Source organism: Tardiphaga sp. 20_F10_N6_6, assembly GCF_052076045.1.
GTDB lineage: Bacteria > Pseudomonadota > Alphaproteobacteria > Rhizobiales > Xanthobacteraceae > Tardiphaga > Tardiphaga robiniae.
The window spans coordinates 6,189,208-6,202,617 of record NZ_CP197239.1; the positions used below are offsets into that span (position 1 = coordinate 6,189,208).

Annotated in this window: 20 protein-coding genes; 5 read left to right on the forward strand and 15 right to left on the reverse strand. The window is 61.8% G+C overall.

Features of this window, described 5'->3' with window-relative positions; translation table 11 throughout:
* Window positions 1–98: 98 nt before the first annotated feature.
* Entirely contained in the window at window positions 99–395 is a 297-nt protein-coding gene (locus AB7813_RS29515) for a hypothetical protein (protein ID WP_068732235.1), read from the reverse strand.
* 245 nt (window positions 396–640) lie between these two features.
* Complete coding sequence (locus tag AB7813_RS29520) at window positions 641–952, reverse strand: hypothetical protein (protein ID WP_439063312.1); 312 nt, start codon at window positions 950–952, stop codon at window positions 641–643.
* A gap of 380 nt (window positions 953–1,332) precedes the next feature.
* On the opposite strand from AB7813_RS29520, the gene AB7813_RS29525 reads away from it, so the two are divergent.
* Together AB7813_RS29525 and bfr are read left to right on the forward strand one after the other, a co-directional pair.
* Window positions 1,333–1,620, forward strand: coding sequence for a (2Fe-2S)-binding protein (locus tag AB7813_RS29525; RefSeq protein ID WP_068732239.1), 288 nt, complete (start codon window positions 1,333–1,335; stop codon window positions 1,618–1,620).
* 150 nt (window positions 1,621–1,770) lie between these two features.
* Window positions 1,771–2,256: a bacterioferritin gene (bfr, locus tag AB7813_RS29530; protein WP_068732242.1), complete on the forward strand. Its 486-nt coding sequence runs from the start codon at window positions 1,771–1,773 to the stop codon at window positions 2,254–2,256.
* A gap of 21 nt (window positions 2,257–2,277) precedes the next feature.
* On the opposite strand, the gene AB7813_RS29535 is transcribed toward bfr, so the two are convergent.
* The 5 genes from AB7813_RS29535 to AB7813_RS29555 form a co-directional block, all read right to left on the reverse strand.
* Window positions 2,278–2,892 (reverse strand): hypothetical protein, encoded by a 615-nt coding sequence (locus tag AB7813_RS29535; RefSeq protein ID WP_439063313.1) that lies wholly within the window; start codon window positions 2,890–2,892, stop codon window positions 2,278–2,280.
* Window positions 2,893–2,984: 92 nt separating this feature from the next.
* Window positions 2,985–3,590 (reverse strand): MSMEG_1061 family FMN-dependent PPOX-type flavoprotein, encoded by a 606-nt coding sequence (locus tag AB7813_RS29540; protein WP_068732246.1) that lies wholly within the window; start codon window positions 3,588–3,590, stop codon window positions 2,985–2,987.
* A 216-nt stretch (window positions 3,591–3,806) separates the two neighbouring features.
* Window positions 3,807–3,965, reverse strand: a complete 159-nt coding sequence (locus AB7813_RS29545) for a hypothetical protein (protein WP_175367212.1) — start codon at window positions 3,963–3,965, stop codon at window positions 3,807–3,809.
* A 16-nt stretch (window positions 3,966–3,981) separates the two neighbouring features.
* Complete coding sequence (locus AB7813_RS29550) at window positions 3,982–4,227, reverse strand: DUF2188 domain-containing protein (RefSeq protein ID WP_068732250.1); 246 nt, start codon at window positions 4,225–4,227, stop codon at window positions 3,982–3,984.
* Window positions 4,228–4,375: 148 nt separating this feature from the next.
* On the reverse strand, window positions 4,376–4,729 hold the full coding sequence (locus tag AB7813_RS29555) for a hypothetical protein (RefSeq protein WP_439063314.1): 354 nt from the start codon (window positions 4,727–4,729) through the stop codon (window positions 4,376–4,378).
* Window positions 4,730–4,981: 252 nt separating this feature from the next.
* On the opposite strand from AB7813_RS29555, the gene AB7813_RS29560 reads away from it, so the two are divergent.
* Window positions 4,982–6,046: an alpha/beta fold hydrolase gene (locus AB7813_RS29560; RefSeq protein ID WP_441229016.1), complete on the forward strand. Its 1,065-nt coding sequence runs from the start codon at window positions 4,982–4,984 to the stop codon at window positions 6,044–6,046.
* Window positions 6,047–6,125: 79 nt separating this feature from the next.
* On the opposite strand, the gene AB7813_RS29565 is transcribed toward AB7813_RS29560, so the two are convergent.
* On the reverse strand, window positions 6,126–6,722 hold the full coding sequence (locus AB7813_RS29565; RefSeq protein WP_439082809.1) for a collagen-like protein: 597 nt from the start codon (window positions 6,720–6,722) through the stop codon (window positions 6,126–6,128).
* Window positions 6,723–6,921: 199 nt separating this feature from the next.
* Here AB7813_RS29565 and AB7813_RS29570 point away from each other — a divergent pair, with 199 nt between their 5' ends.
* Entirely contained in the window at window positions 6,922–7,425 is a 504-nt protein-coding gene (locus AB7813_RS29570; RefSeq protein WP_439076405.1) for a DUF2380 domain-containing protein, read from the forward strand.
* Window positions 7,426–7,431: 6 nt separating this feature from the next.
* Here AB7813_RS29570 and AB7813_RS29575 read toward each other — a convergent pair whose 3' ends face one another.
* Entirely contained in the window at window positions 7,432–7,812 is a 381-nt protein-coding gene (locus AB7813_RS29575; RefSeq protein WP_093760584.1) for a RidA family protein, read from the reverse strand.
* 136 nt (window positions 7,813–7,948) lie between these two features.
* Here AB7813_RS29575 and AB7813_RS29580 point away from each other — a divergent pair, with 136 nt between their 5' ends.
* A complete protein-coding gene (locus tag AB7813_RS29580; protein ID WP_439082808.1) occupies window positions 7,949–8,299 on the forward strand; it encodes a hypothetical protein in 351 nt (116 codons plus the stop codon).
* Window positions 8,300–8,308: 9 nt separating this feature from the next.
* Here the strand turns inward: AB7813_RS29580 and AB7813_RS29585 are convergent, their stop codons facing one another.
* The 6 genes from AB7813_RS29585 to AB7813_RS29610 form a co-directional block, all read right to left on the reverse strand.
* A complete protein-coding gene (locus AB7813_RS29585) occupies window positions 8,309–8,530 on the reverse strand; it encodes a helix-turn-helix domain-containing protein (RefSeq protein ID WP_439079894.1) in 222 nt (73 codons plus the stop codon).
* A gap of 412 nt (window positions 8,531–8,942) precedes the next feature.
* On the reverse strand, window positions 8,943–9,386 hold the full coding sequence (locus AB7813_RS29590; protein ID WP_120289015.1) for a DUF6691 family protein: 444 nt from the start codon (window positions 9,384–9,386) through the stop codon (window positions 8,943–8,945).
* A gap of 4 nt (window positions 9,387–9,390) precedes the next feature.
* Entirely contained in the window at window positions 9,391–9,816 is a 426-nt protein-coding gene (locus AB7813_RS29595) for a YeeE/YedE family protein (RefSeq protein ID WP_439082807.1), read from the reverse strand.
* A gap of 253 nt (window positions 9,817–10,069) precedes the next feature.
* On the reverse strand, window positions 10,070–11,998 hold the full coding sequence (gene thiC, locus AB7813_RS29600) for a phosphomethylpyrimidine synthase ThiC (RefSeq protein ID WP_439082806.1): 1,929 nt from the start codon (window positions 11,996–11,998) through the stop codon (window positions 10,070–10,072).
* Window positions 11,999–12,029: 31 nt separating this feature from the next.
* Entirely contained in the window at window positions 12,030–12,638 is a 609-nt protein-coding gene (locus AB7813_RS29605; RefSeq protein WP_439082805.1) for a thiamine phosphate synthase, read from the reverse strand.
* A complete protein-coding gene (locus AB7813_RS29610) occupies window positions 12,625–13,407 on the reverse strand; it encodes a thiazole synthase (protein ID WP_439082804.1) in 783 nt (260 codons plus the stop codon). The genes AB7813_RS29605 and AB7813_RS29610 overlap by 14 nt, the downstream gene beginning before the upstream one ends.
* Window positions 13,408–13,410: the final 3 nt, after the last annotated feature.

The window sequence follows — 13,410 nt, forward strand, 5'->3', positions numbered from 1 at the left end:
CGCCCGAAATCTGATCACTCAACGAAAAACCCGGCCGCGCGAGCGGCCGGGTTTTGAATGTGGATCGCCGCGCAGTGCTACGCGACGGTTAGGTCAGATCAATCGCAAACTTCGACCGGACGCGAACGCCAGACGCCGCGATATTCGTCCCAGACGCGCTGGCGGACGACACGGCATTCCGGTTCGACATAAACCGGAGCGGGGGCGTAGCCGTAGCCATAGGCCGGAGCCGGACGGCTGGCTGCAATGGCGCCACCGAGGAGAGCGCCACCGATCAGGCCACCGGCAACGCCAGCGGCGATGCGGCCACCGTCGGCCTTTGCGGCAGGCGCAACAGCAACCAGCGAACCGGCAACCGTCGCGGCGGCGAGCAAGGCGGAAATCGTCTTCTTCATCTCAAGTCTCTCCAGAAGGGCGCCGCAAGCGACGCACGGTTAAAGGTCTACTCACGCTGCGATTCGAACTGACGGTCTCACTTAGAAGCGCCCAACCGTCAATTCGATGTAAACGTTAGCCAGTCAATGATCCGGAAAAGCGGTTTTTTCGGGCCATTGCAAGCATCACGCACTGGAAATGTCGTAGGTTTCCGATGCGTAACAGGAGATCAGAGTGATCTCAGAGATCACATGATCCCGCGATCTCAGCCGCACACGCGGACGCGGCGAATGCGCCAGCCATAGCCGTCCCAGAAACGCTGACGTTGCCAGAAACAATCGCCGTAATAGCCCGGGCCGGCCACATAGGCAGGACGGCCGTAATAGCCGTAGCCGGGACCATAGTATCCCGAGCCGGCAGCGATCGCGCCGCCAAGCAGGGCGCCGCCAATCAGACCTGCAGCCACCGCGCCACCGCCGCCATGTCCACGCCAGTGCTGCGCGCTTGCCGATGTCGGAGCCATGGCGGAAGCGGCCAGGGTGGCAACGGCGGCAATGGCCATCAGAGTTTTCTTCATGGCATTCCCTTTCTCAATCGGGCTGCGCTCACACATAGCGCTGCCTGACGTGAAAAGTTTCATACTTCACTTGAATGATCAATGAACGGGACCGCGCGATCCAGGTTACATCTTGATATTAAAGCCATTCCGGACGGAGGTCCGCGACCCTCCCCAAGGGCATGCCGCGTTGCAGGCGGTTACTGGACAGGGGCATCTGTCGGCTAGCCGTCTTCTGATCATGGCGCTTGCGAGCGCTCAGACGAATTTTAGATTCGTTCCAATTTCTTCCATGCGATCAGTAGTTTGGAATAGCTTCAAAGTCGGCGTTTTCCTTTTGCATCGGGTCGGTCTCTTACATATCCAAGAGGGGTCCTGACCTGCGAGTTCGCCTTCATCTCATGATCGTTTGTTCCTGCAACGTCTTTTCCGACCATGATGTTCGTAGTGCCGTTGCCGGAGCGCGTCCGCCGCGTACGCCGGGGCAGGTCTATGGATGCCTCGGCTGCAGCGCCCAGTGCGGACGGTGCGTACGGACGATCAAGAAGATCATGGACGAAGCGCTGGGCGCCTGTGCCAAGTCCTGCTGTGCCGGCTGCCCGCATACGGCGGCCCATGGGCAGTCTCACACCGAGACTCATGCGCATATCGAACTGGCAGATATTGCCTCGATCGAAGCGGCAGCCTAAGCACTTATAAATTCAACAGCTTTCCAGCTTTTCCACGCTCCTTCCCGAATTGAGCAAAGAAGGGTTGTCCTGTCGGTGAATCTGATTTAGAAACATTCTAAATTCAGACGAGGGCCTGTTTCGGACGGGTTCAGCAGACAGGAGAACATCATGAAGGGCGACCCGAAGGTCATCGAATTCCTCAACAAGGGCCTGCGCAGCGAGCTCACCGCGATCAGCCAGTATTGGCTGCACTTCCGGCTCCTGAATCACTGGGGCTTGGTCGACATGGCCAAGATGTGGCGCAAGGAATCCATCGAAGAGATGAATCACGCAGATCGTTTTACCGATCGCATTCTCTTCCTGGACGGCTTCCCGAACATGCAGGTTCTCGATCCGTTGCGCATCGGCCAGACGGTCAAGGAAATCATCGAATGCGATCTCGCTGCCGAAATCGGTGCCCGCACGCTGTATGAAGAAGCCGCCACCTATTGTCACGGCGTCAAGGATTACGTCTCGCGTGATCTGTTCGAGAAGCTGATGAAGGACGAGGAAGGTCACATCGACTTCCTCGAAACCCAGCTCGATCTGATCGAGCGGATCGGTATCGATCTCTACACCCAGAAGCACATGGGTGGCCTTGAGAGCGAGTTCTAGGCCAGGATCATCCCCGGCGTCTCAATAGACGCCGGACAATGTCGTCCGCCCCTGTTCCGGCAGGGGCGGTTTAGGCATATCGCATTTGGAGAATGCCGCGCGGATCGCGGCAGTCGATCCCTCCAGCGGATATTCTACGGCCGTTCGACCCCCGTTGATCGACCTGATCCGGACATACAACGTCTTCGCACCGGCAAGCTCGCTGACGAAGGTCGCGATCTCTGCCCTGTCTTCGATGACGATGATCTGGTTTCCCCGCACCACCCGCGAGCCGACGTCGTCGTGACCAGGTTTTCCATCGAAGCGATAGCCGAGCACCGTGTTGCGGTTGCTGCCGATCTTGAAATCAAAGGCGAAGCGGATCAGCGGCGCGCCATCGATGCATGTCAGCAGCAATGACGAGACACGTGGAAAATCCACATTGCTGTTTGACGCTTCGGCAAAGACATAGGCGCTGGGCAATTCGGCGCCGGTGATGCGGTCGATCTGGTGCGGGATCAACCATTCGCCCGCATAGGTTTCGTCCCGTTCTGTCACGAATGGATCGCGCGCGCAGCCGCCTAGGATGACGCCCGCGACCGTCATCAGCTGAATCAACGCAACGCCACGCACAACGCTCTCCCCAAGCGTCGTCATTATACAACCTTAAGTGATAATTTCAAATAGGGGTTGTGCGTGGATGGCCGCGGCTGCCGGAGCTCCTTTTGGCTCCGGACGAGGCCGACGAGCTACAGCTGCTGGCGATAGGCGACGTCGATCTGTTCCTGGGTCATCGGTTCACCGAGTTTGGTCTGGTCGTGAACCATTTCCGAGATGCTCGGCATCACCGAGCGCTTCACCTGCACCTCCGGCGACCACAGCTTCGAACGCATCAGCGCCTTGCCGCAATGAAAATAGGCTTCGGTCACGGTGATGCTCAACACCGCGCGCGGGAGCTTGCCGAACTCCTCCATCGACGCCATCAGTTCCGGGTCTTTAATCAGCCTGGCGACGCCGCTGACACGCAAGGTGTCGTCGATGCCCGGAACGAAGAAGATCAGCTGCACGTGGCCGCTGCCCGCCATCAGATTCTGGAACGTATCGATGCGATTGTTGCCAGGACGATCCGGCATCTGCAATTCGGTCGGCGAGGCAATCCGAACGAAGCCGACGCCGCCACCGCGCGGCGATGCATCGACAGTCCCGTCGGGACCCGACGAAGCAAGCACGCAGAATGGCGATAGCGAGATGAACTTGCTGGAATGCATGTCAAGCGTCGGTCGCGCCTTGGCGATCACGCGTGGATGCGGCGTTGGATAAATGGTGCGGAGTTCGTCTGCTGCGACGTCGGTCACGTCTGCTCTCCCGATGCAATTTGATGGTGCAAAACTAGCATGGCGGCGCCTTGCAGAAAAGTCGCGCAGACAGCACCGCAACCGACGCCGGAGTCACCATGTGACTCCATAACGTATGTGGTTTGTCGATTTGGCCCGTTCGCTATGAGTCTGTGGCGTCTTTGTGTGGCCCGGGCCAATTGATGACGCCGGCCCACCAATTCAACCGTGTGCGTGTCACAAGTGCAAGCGATGCGGCGATTTCAATGACGCCGCGGCGATGATGAGTTCGCGCGCGAAGGGCACCCAGGCGGGCGTGACGAGCAACAACTTCTCCGGCATGGCGAGATACGGCAATGCCGGCGCCATTGGACGCGTTGACGTCAGTTGGATCATTCACCTGTCTTCGCGATCAGGCCTTGTCGATGATGTGGGTGTTGGGACGATCACTGCCCGAGGCAGTTTCCTCGTGCCACTGCCCTTTTTCGTCCTCATAGGCGATCACCTCGGTGCGTCCCGGCACTCTCTGCTCGGCCGCGGCGCGCTTGGCGGCTGCGGTGGCGAGTGCGTGCGTCGCATACGGCTCGGAGAAGACGGCGCCAACCTTATAGGCCCAACCGCCATCATGCTCGACGATCACATAGGTCACTTCCGTCATATCGATCTCTCTTTATCCTGTAGCGCCCGCGGCGAGGTGACGGCGGGGCCAGAGTGACCTAACGCGCCGCGCGCAGAATTAGCCTCAAATTGGGCCCGATTGCCTGTGGATTGCAAGGCCGCACCCTGGCACCGTTTCGTGATCGTCATCACGCGGCGTCAGCCGGAACGAAACAGCTGATGATGATCTCGCCGCGATGGCGCACATACCAGACGACGGCTTCGCCAACGGGGTTGCCGCGATCGCGGATCACGGCGCGCGTCGGCACCTCCGTCCATATGCCTTCGATCGGCACCCAATAGGAGCCGTTGCGGACGTCATATTCGGTGCGATGGCCGTCGGAGATATCGCAACACGGCACGCCATTAGGGCTGATGACGCTTTTGAACCAGTTCCGGATATCGTCGGGCACATCGTTGAACTGGCCGCGATCGATGGCGTGAGCGGTCGTCGCCATCACGGTAAGCGCTGCCAGCAGCACCACTTGAATCAATCCCCGCATGCGAACCTCACGGTGTTGCATCACGCGCGGACGCCGGGTGCCGCACGGGACGACTCGGATTCTTGCGATGATTAAGCCCGAGCTATGGCGGCGACGCCTGCCCAAAGATTATACCCGGCGCGACGAGCTGGGGATCGCTGCGCTGCAGTATCGATCTGTTGGTCTCCTGGCTCGCGCTGCCATGCTAGCATCTGTGTCAAGCGGCCCGATCAAATGGCTGCGCCGGGGAGGATGACGATGCCCAGCCGTTCTATGCGCGCGTTCTGCGCTGCTGCTGTCGTGACATGTGCTTCGCTTGCTGCCGTGACCGCGTTCGCCGCTGATTATCCGGCGCCAAAGCAGGGCGACTGGATCGCGAAGGATTTCAAGTTTCATACTGGCCATGTGATGCCGGAGTTGAAGCTGCATTACACCACGGTAGGCGAGCCGAGCGGCCAGCCGGTGCTGGTGCTGCATGGCACCGGCGGTTCGGCGCAGAGCATATTGACGCCTGCTTTTGCGGGTGAGTTATTCGGCGCGGGCCAGCCGCTCGATGCCGCAAAATACTACATCATCATTCCCGATGCGCTCGGCCACGGCAAATCGTCAAAACCCTCTGACGGGATGAAGACTGCATTTCCGAAGTACAATTACGACGATATGGTCGATGCCCAGCACCGGCTGCTGATCGAAGGGCTCGGCATCAAGCATGTGCGGATGGTGATCGGCAATTCCATGGGCGGCATGCATGCGTGGATCTGGGGCGCTAAATATCCCGATGCGATGGACGCTCTGGTGCCGATGGCATCACAGCCTACGGAAATGAGCGCACGCAACTGGATGATGCGGCGCGTGATGATCGAGACCGTGCGCGCCGATCCAGATTACAAGGCCGGCAACTACACATCGCAGCCTGGCATGATCAAATTTGCCAGCGTGATGTATGGCATCGCGACAGCTGGCGGCACGCTGGCCTATCAGATGCTGGCACCAACCGGCGAGGCCGCCGACAAGAATGTCGATGACCGGCTCAAGGCGCCATTTGTCGCCGATGCAAATGATTTCATCTATCAGTGGGAATCGTCGCGCGACTACAATCCATCAGCAGGTCTGGAGAAGATCACATCCGTCGTGCTCGCGATCAACGCTGCCGATGACGAGCGCAATCCGCCGGAGACCGGGCTGATGGACGCCGCGCTGAAGCGGATCAAAAACGCGAAGATGCTGCTGATTCCGGCGAGCACCGAGACCCGCGGTCATCTCACGACAGGCGGTGCGAAATTCTACAAACAGCAGCTTCAGGATCTGCTGCAGACCGCACCGCAGCGGACCATGTAAAAAGTAAAGGCGACGGGCCGGCATTGCGGCGCGTCGCCTGATCTGTTGTTGCGCGTCCGTATCGAACGACGCAGCGGTGCTAGTCGTCCTTGTTCTTCTTGCGCTTCTTCTTTTTCTTGCCGTCGTCGGTTTCATCGGACTCATCCGCGATGGCGGCTTCGGCCTCGATCATCGCGGCGACGCGTTCGACGGCTTCCTGCTGCTCGCGCAGCAGGGCCTCTTCGCGCTCCTGCGCTTCGCGCAGGCGCATCTGGCGGTGGTCTTCCCAGGCGTCGAACACCATGTGCAGCCACGGCATGATCTGCTCGAGGCTCGGTAGCGCGCCGGGAGGACCTTGCTCGCCGCGCGGCCCGGCTTCGCCCTGCACGCCGGGCTTGCCCTGAAGGCCCTGTTCACCCCGTGGTCCCTGCGGCCCGGCCTTGCCCTGCGGTCCGATCGGACCAGGCTTGCCGTCGGCGCCAGCCTGACCATTGACGCCAGCCTTACCTTGGGGGCCTGCTTCGCCGCGCTTGCCCTGCGGCCCCGGCTTGCCATTGGCGCCGGCTTTGCCGGCCAGGCCCGGCTTGCCCTGCGCGCCGTCCGGCCCCGGCCGTCCGGGATGGCCCTGCGGTCCGGGAAGTCCCGGTTCGCCGCGGGGGCCGCGTAATCCGGTTTGGCTGATCGTATCTTTTGCCACGCCTCACACTCCGTATTGATTCTGTCCGGCCGCTTTTAACAGGGGATGGATGACGGCTTCAATTCGCCGCTGCTGCCATGCCACCACAGACATTGCCGGTTGCGCTTCACCACATGCGGACTAGCATCGGCTGTCGCTCGACCTGCTGGCACCTGCGCCAGTTTGGCGTGGCGGCGAACAGAAGATCAGGGAGGAGAACATGCGGAGAGGGCAGGTTCTGTGGTTGCTGTGCGGCGCCGTGGCGTTGCTGGGCGCACCTGCGCCGGCCCCGGCCGCCGGACAGCTCGCCGTCGCGGTGGCCGATTTCGACTATAGCGACACCTCCGGCGAGGAGGCCGACCAATCCGCGCAGCATCGCGACCGCATGACCATCTTCGCTGCACTGCTGCGCGACGGGCTGGCGCAGCGCGACTACCGCGTGGTGCGCCCGGCCTGTCCGCAGCCTGCCTGCACTGCCGTCAGCATGGCGCCCGACGATCTCGTCGCCGCAGCGCGCCGCGACGGTGCGCGTTACCTGGTCTATGGCGGCATCCGCAAGATGAGTACGCTGGTGCAATGGGGCGAGGTGCAGTTGTTCGATGTTGAGCGCGAGCAGCTGGTGATGCGCCGCGCCGTCACCTTCCGCGGCGATACTGACACCGCATTCCGCCGCGCCGCCGATTTCGTCAGCGAGACGGTGAAGGATGCGATGGCCGGCCGATGACCGTCGTTACGGTAGCGAAGCCACACACTCGATCTCGATCAGCATCGCCGGATTGGGCAGTGCCTGGACCACGCAAGTGGTGCGCGCCGGATAGGGCGGTGGTCCGAAGGCTTCGGCATACAGAGCATTCATGGGAGCCACGTCGGACGCGCGCGTCAGCAGCACGTTGACCTTGACGAGATGCGAGATGTCGGTGCCTGCATCCTTCAGTACTCGTTTGATCGTGCGCACCACAAATCCGAACTGCGCCTCGAATTGTTCCGGCAATTGGCCATTGGCGTCGAAGCCGGGAATGCCGGAGACGAACAGGAGATCGCCGACCCGCGCCGCATAGGACAGCGGCGGCGCTTTGATTCCGGGAGGGGGCGGGAAGTGCTGGATGGGCATGATCAGGCCTCGCGCTCATGTGACGGGCCAGCGTAGCAGGTCTAGGCAAGGTGCGCCCGCGAATTGCCGAGCCCTGTCGAACCGGAACGGGGTCCGCGGCGACTTACGCTCTCATCAGGGCAACGGGCGACGACATATGAAATCATATCTGGCGCTGCTGACCTTGTTGGCCCTCACGAGCGCAACGCATGCCGGCGAGATACGCCTAGGGGCGTCCATGCAGGTAAAACCGGATTCGATCTGGTTCGAGGATCGCGCGAATCTGGCGCGATGGCAGGCACTGAAGAAAGCCGGCGATTCAAAAGCTCTGGCGTCGTATCAGGATGGCCTGCTGCAGGCGCGCGAGGCATGGCAATTCACCAGGCCGCTCACTGTCAGAATTCGCGGCTTTGAGCCGAAGGCGCATCTCGTCGGTGTCGAGATGCAGACCGAAGACCGGCTGCAGGGCTCCACATGGGTGCTGGATACCAGCGCGCTCCAGCAATAGCGCCGCGCGCTAGCCGTGCCCCGGCACGTCGGCCCCATCCGCTGAATACTGTTTGATCTTGTTACGCATGGTGCGGACGGAGACGCCAAGCACGCGGGCGGCGTGGGTGCGATTGCCGTCGCAGCGCGCCAGCGTCTGTAGCATCAACTCGCGTTCGACCTCATGGACAGTCGCGCCGATCAGCATCGTCACGACCTCGCTTGGATCTGACGAGGGCGCAAACATGTCCATTTCAGCCGGCGAATCGTCACGCGGGCGGCGAAGGGACTCGTAAAGGGATTCCTGGATCATGGGTATCTCCCGATCAACGCCTGCTTCGTTGCGCGAAGCAACAACATCGAGAACGAACAGCCCCCAGCCGTTGCGTTGCGGCAGGTTGGGCGCGATTGGTTAACGAAAGGTTAATCAATGGGTACCATTGGGTGTACCGCCGGGATATTGCAACAAAGAAAGTCGCTTTGTCTGCCCCTGACGCCTTGGAACCCGGCATGTCGATAAGCGCACAGGGCGCGCGTGCCTTGTGATGTCAGTGAGGATAGGGGAGTGGTGCGAGCACAGCCAGTGATCGCCGATTATGACGCCATGCCGCGGGTACTGCATTGGTCGCTTTCAAGGTTACGATTGGTTCAGGCCGTTACCCAATCTACGCTTTCTCGATCTGTCGCATGAGCGTGCGACGTGTGCCCCATGCATCGTGACCGAGCATGCCCACCGCCATTGCGACGACGAACACAATCACCGGACGGCCTAGCCCCGCGAGGTTGACCAGCGCGGGGCCAGGACAGAGCCCCACGAGGCCCCAGCCGATCCCAAACAGCGTGGTCCCGATAACGAGCGGTGTGTCGACGTCCCTGCGTGTCGGCCACAGGTTCTTTGCGGCAAGGACAGGTGTGCCGCGCCGCCGCGCCAGTGCGAAGCCAAGACCGGTGACCGCGACTGCGCCGGCCATCACGAAAGCCAGCGTCGCGTCCCAAGCCCCGAAGATATCGAGGAAGCCGAGTACTTTCCCGGTGTCCGTCATGCCCGAGATCAGGAGGCCGATGCCGAACACGAGACCGCAAGCAAAGCTGACGAAAACAAGTAGCATTGCATCAGCCTCCGATACCGTGACGCACGACGGCGACCGTGGCGATCGCTGCGGCCATGAAGATCGCTGTGGCGACGATTGAACGTGCTGACAGGCGTGCGATACCGCATACGCCATGGCCGGATGTGCAGCCGCCGCCCATGCGGCTGCCGAAACCGACCAGAAGCCCGGCGATAACGATGACGATCAGGCTCGCTGGCATCACTGGTGCTGGCAATGGTGTGCCCGAAAGCGAAGCGAGCAGGGGCGCTGCCAGAAGTCCGGCGACGAAGGCGATGCGCCAGCCGCGATCGCCGGCACCGGGCTGGAGTAGCCCCCCGAAAATGCCGCTGATCCCGGCGATGCGTCCGGTCAGCAGCATCAGCATGGAGGCAGCGAGCCCGATCAGCGCGCCGCCGACGATTCCAGAGAGAGGCGTAAGGTGATGCATGGTTGTGGCCTCCACCGACCGTGTCGTCGTTCAGTGATGGACGTTATCATAGCGCGCGATTGTTCTGCATCGGCGTGAAACAAAATGCGGAGCGCGCCGGTGTCCATTGCGAAAAGCAAGGATACGCCGCGCTTGAACCGGGCCAGTTTTGCAACGTTTGGATACGAGAGAAGGCCGGGCAAATGCCCGGCCTTCTTTGGCGAGATGAATGCCGGGCCAAGTCCTGGCATGATGATGCAAGCAGGGGATGCGCTTACAGCGCCTTATTACTCTCCTTCACCGCCTCCGCCTGGACATAGACCTGCTCGCCCATGTCCTTGAACTTCTGGCTCATGCTGGCCATGCCGTCCTCGATCACGCCAGACATCGACATGCCCATCGTCGCTGTGCCGCCGAGGTTCAGCGCGGCCTTCTCGTTGTCGCCGAGGGTTGCCGCATAGTCGCGGACGTCCTGCGTGATCTTCATCGAGCAGAACTTCGGCCCGCACATCGAGCAGAAATGCGCGACCTTGTGGGCGTCCTTCGGCAGCGTCTCGTCGTGATAGGCGACGGCGGTTTCCGGATCGAGGCCGAGATTGAACTGGTCCTGCCAGCGGAAGTCGAAACGGGCGCGGGAGAGCGCGTCGTCGCGGAGCTGCGCGGCGGGGTGGCCCTTTGCGAGATCCGAGGCATGCGCGGAGATCTTGTAGGTGATGACGCCGACCTTGACGTCGTCACGATTGGGCAAGCCGAGATGCTCCTTCGGTGTCACGTAGCAGAGCATTGAACAGCCGAACCAGCCGATCATGGCGGCGCCGATGCCCGAGGTGATGTGGTCGTAGCCCGGCGCGATGTCGGTGGTCAGAGGCCCGAGGGTGTAGAACGGCGCTTCGCCGCATTCCTTGAGCTGCTTGTCCATGTTGATCTTGATCTTGTGCAGCGGCACATGGCCGGGGCCTTCGATCATCACCTGACAGCCCTTCGCCCATGCCACCTTGGTGAGCTCGCCCAGCGTCTCCAGTTCGGCGAATTGCGCGCGGTCATTGGCGTCGGCGATTGAGCCGGGGCGGAGGCCGTCGCCGAGCGAGAACGACACGTCATACTTGCGCATGATGTCGCAGATTTCCTCGAAGTGGGTGTAGAGGAAGCTCTCCTGGTGATGCGCGAGGCACCACTTGGCCATGATGGAGCCGCCGCGCGAGACGATGCCTGTGACGCGATTGGCGGTGAGATGGATATAGGCCAAGCGCACGCCGGCATGGATGGTGAAGTAGTCGACGCCCTGTTCGCACTGCTCGATCAGCGTGTCCTTGTAGAGCTCCCAGGTCAGCTTGACCGGATCGCCGTCGCACTTCTCCAGCGCCTGATAGATCGGCACGGTGCCGATCGGGATCGGCGCATTGCGCAGGATCCATTCGCGGGTGGTGTGGATGTTGCGGCCCGTCGAGAGGTCCATCACGGTATCGGCGCCCCAGCGGATCGCCCACACCATCTTGTCGACTTCTTCCTCGACTGACGAGGTCACGGCGGAGTTGCCGATATTGGCGTTGATCTTGGTGAGGAAGTTGCGGCCGATGATCATCGGCTCGAGTTCGGCGTGGTTGATGTTGCAGGGGATGATGGCGCGGCCCCTAGCGATTTCCGAGCGCACGAATTCCGGCGTGACGAACAGCGGCACTTCGGCGCCGAAGCTCTCGCCGTCGGCGCGCGCGGCCTCGGCGCGCTCGAGCTGGACCTTGCGGCCGAGGTTCTCGCGCTCGGCGACGTAGATCATTTCCTTGGTGATGATGCCGGCGCGGGCGAACTCATATTGCGTGATCATGGCATCGCCGGTGCCGCGCAGCGGCTTGTGATAGGCCTTGAACGACTTCGCAGCATGCGCTGCGCCGACATTGCCGTTGTCTTCCGGCTTGATCTCGCGGCCCTGATATTCCTCGACGCCGCCGCGTTCCTTGACCCAATCGAGACGCGCGCGAGACAACCCGTTATTGACGTCGATCAGCACGTTCGGATCGGTATAGGGACCCGACGTGTCATAGACCGGCAGGTTCGGTTCGCCGGCGCCTTCGGAGAGAATGATCTCACGCAGTGGCACGCGCAGATCGGGCGCGCTCTCCGGGATCGCGTAGATCTTGCGGGACGAGGGCAGGTTGCCGGTGGTGACGGCGGGCAGGGTGGTGTCGGGATTGGAGCGGATGTTCATGGACTAATCCTCCGTTGTCGTTCTTGCAATGTCAGGCGGCTTTGGCGGATGCGCCAAGCCATTGATGGACGCGGGCGTCCGGGTCTGCGTGTTGTGTAACGTCGCTGACGACGGCAATGGAATCCGCGCCGGCGGCAAAGATCTCTTCGGCCTGTTCGAACTTAATGCCGCCGATCGCGACCAGCGGCAGCGTGCCGATGCGCTTCTTCCAGACCGAGATTTTCGGAATGCCCTGCGGCGCGAAGCGCATGGATTTCAGCGTCGTGAAGAAGATCGGCCCGAGCGCGACGTAGTCCGGATTTGCGCGCAGGGCGGTTTCGAGTTCGTCCTCGTCATGGGTGGAGAGGCCCAGTGTGATGCCGGCCTTGCGGATCGCGGCCACGTCGGCCTCGGCGAGATCTTCCTGGCCAAGATGCAGATGCTGCGCCTTGAGGTCGATGGCGACGCGCCAGTAGTCGTTGACCACCAGCTTCGTTTTCGTGCCGCTGGTGACGGCCAGCGCCTCGCGAAACAGCGTGGTGGCTGCGACGTTGTCGAGGTCCTTGGCGCGGAGTTGCACGGTGCCGACGCCCAGCTGCGTGAGGCGCTTCACCCAGGCTACGGTGTCGACGACGGGATAGAAACGGTCAGGATACGGCATGCCAGAACGGTGTCCCGATGACTGGAGTGGAAGGAGAAGCGAAATCGCGCGCGCCCATCAGGCCCGCCTCGAAGCCGGTGCGGCCGGCCTCAACGGCGATGCGGAAGGCATTGGCCATGGCGACGGGATCGGCCGCCTTGGCGATAGCGGTGTTGAGGAGCACGGCGTCATAGCCGAGTTCGAGGGCTTCGGCGGCGTGCGACGGCGCCCCTAAGCCGGCATCGACGACGAGCGTGATATCGGGCAGGCGGTCCCGCATCAGCTTCAACGCGTCGGCATTGATGATGCCGCGCGCCGAGCCGATCGGCGCGGCCCATGGCATCACCGCCTTGCAGCCGGCATCCACGAGACGCATCGCGACGCTGAGATCCTCGGTGCAATAGGGGAATACTTCGAAACCGTCCTTGATCAGGATGTTTGCTGCTTCGACGAGGCCGACCACGTCGGGCTGCAGCGTGTCGTTGTCGGCGATCACTTCGAGCTTGATCCAGGACGTGCCGAACAGTTCGCGCGCGAGCTTTGCGGTCGTGACTGCGTCGCGCACGCTGCGGCAGCCCGCAGTATTAGGCAGCACGGTGACGTCGAGTTCTCGGATCAATGACCAGAACGCATCGCCGGTCTTGCCGCCGGCGGATTCACGCCGCAGCGACACCGTGACGATGCCGGCGCCGGAGGCGCGGATCGCGTCCTGCATGATCGCGGGCGAGGGATAGAGCGCCGATCCGATCAGCAGGCGGGACTTAAACTCTTTGCCGTAGAAATTCACCATCAG

Coding starts and splice junctions, on each gene's coding strand:
- AB7813_RS29520 (WP_439063312.1), bottom strand. CDS start 952: ATGAAGAAAACTCTGATGGCCATTGCCGCCGTTGCCACCCTGGCCGCT.
- AB7813_RS29575 (WP_093760584.1), bottom strand. CDS start 7,812: ATGCCCATCCAGCACTTCCCGCCCCCTCCCGGAATCAAAGCGCCGCCG.
- AB7813_RS29545 (WP_175367212.1), bottom strand. CDS start 3,965: ATGATCCAACTGACGTCAACGCGTCCAATGGCGCCGGCATTGCCGTAT.
- AB7813_RS29550 (WP_068732250.1), bottom strand. CDS start 4,227: ATGACGGAAGTGACCTATGTGATCGTCGAGCATGATGGCGGTTGGGCC.
- AB7813_RS29555 (WP_439063314.1), bottom strand. CDS start 4,729: ATGCGGGGATTGATTCAAGTGGTGCTGCTGGCAGCGCTTACCGTGATG.
- AB7813_RS29525 (WP_068732239.1), top strand. CDS start 1,333: ATGATCGTTTGTTCCTGCAACGTCTTTTCCGACCATGATGTTCGTAGT.
- AB7813_RS29595 (WP_439082807.1), bottom strand. CDS start 9,816: ATGCATCACCTTACGCCTCTCTCTGGAATCGTCGGCGGCGCGCTGATC.
- AB7813_RS29605 (WP_439082805.1), bottom strand. CDS start 12,638: ATGCCGTATCCTGACCGTTTCTATCCCGTCGTCGACACCGTAGCCTGG.
- AB7813_RS29580 (WP_439082808.1), top strand. CDS start 7,949: ATGAAATCATATCTGGCGCTGCTGACCTTGTTGGCCCTCACGAGCGCA.
- AB7813_RS29590 (WP_120289015.1), bottom strand. CDS start 9,386: ATGCTACTTGTTTTCGTCAGCTTTGCTTGCGGTCTCGTGTTCGGCATC.
- AB7813_RS29560 (WP_441229016.1), top strand. CDS start 4,982: ATGCGCGCGTTCTGCGCTGCTGCTGTCGTGACATGTGCTTCGCTTGCT.
- AB7813_RS29570 (WP_439076405.1), top strand. CDS start 6,922: ATGCGGAGAGGGCAGGTTCTGTGGTTGCTGTGCGGCGCCGTGGCGTTG.
- AB7813_RS29610 (WP_439082804.1), bottom strand. CDS start 13,407: ATGGTGAATTTCTACGGCAAAGAGTTTAAGTCCCGCCTGCTGATCGGA.
- AB7813_RS29585 (WP_439079894.1), bottom strand. CDS start 8,530: ATGGACATGTTTGCGCCCTCGTCAGATCCAAGCGAGGTCGTGACGATG.
- bfr (WP_068732242.1), top strand. CDS start 1,771: ATGAAGGGCGACCCGAAGGTCATCGAATTCCTCAACAAGGGCCTGCGC.
- AB7813_RS29515 (WP_068732235.1), bottom strand. CDS start 395: ATGAAGAAGACGATTTCCGCCTTGCTCGCCGCCGCGACGGTTGCCGGT.
- thiC (WP_439082806.1), bottom strand. CDS start 11,998: ATGAACATCCGCTCCAATCCCGACACCACCCTGCCCGCCGTCACCACC.
- AB7813_RS29535 (WP_439063313.1), bottom strand. CDS start 2,892: ATGACGACGCTTGGGGAGAGCGTTGTGCGTGGCGTTGCGTTGATTCAG.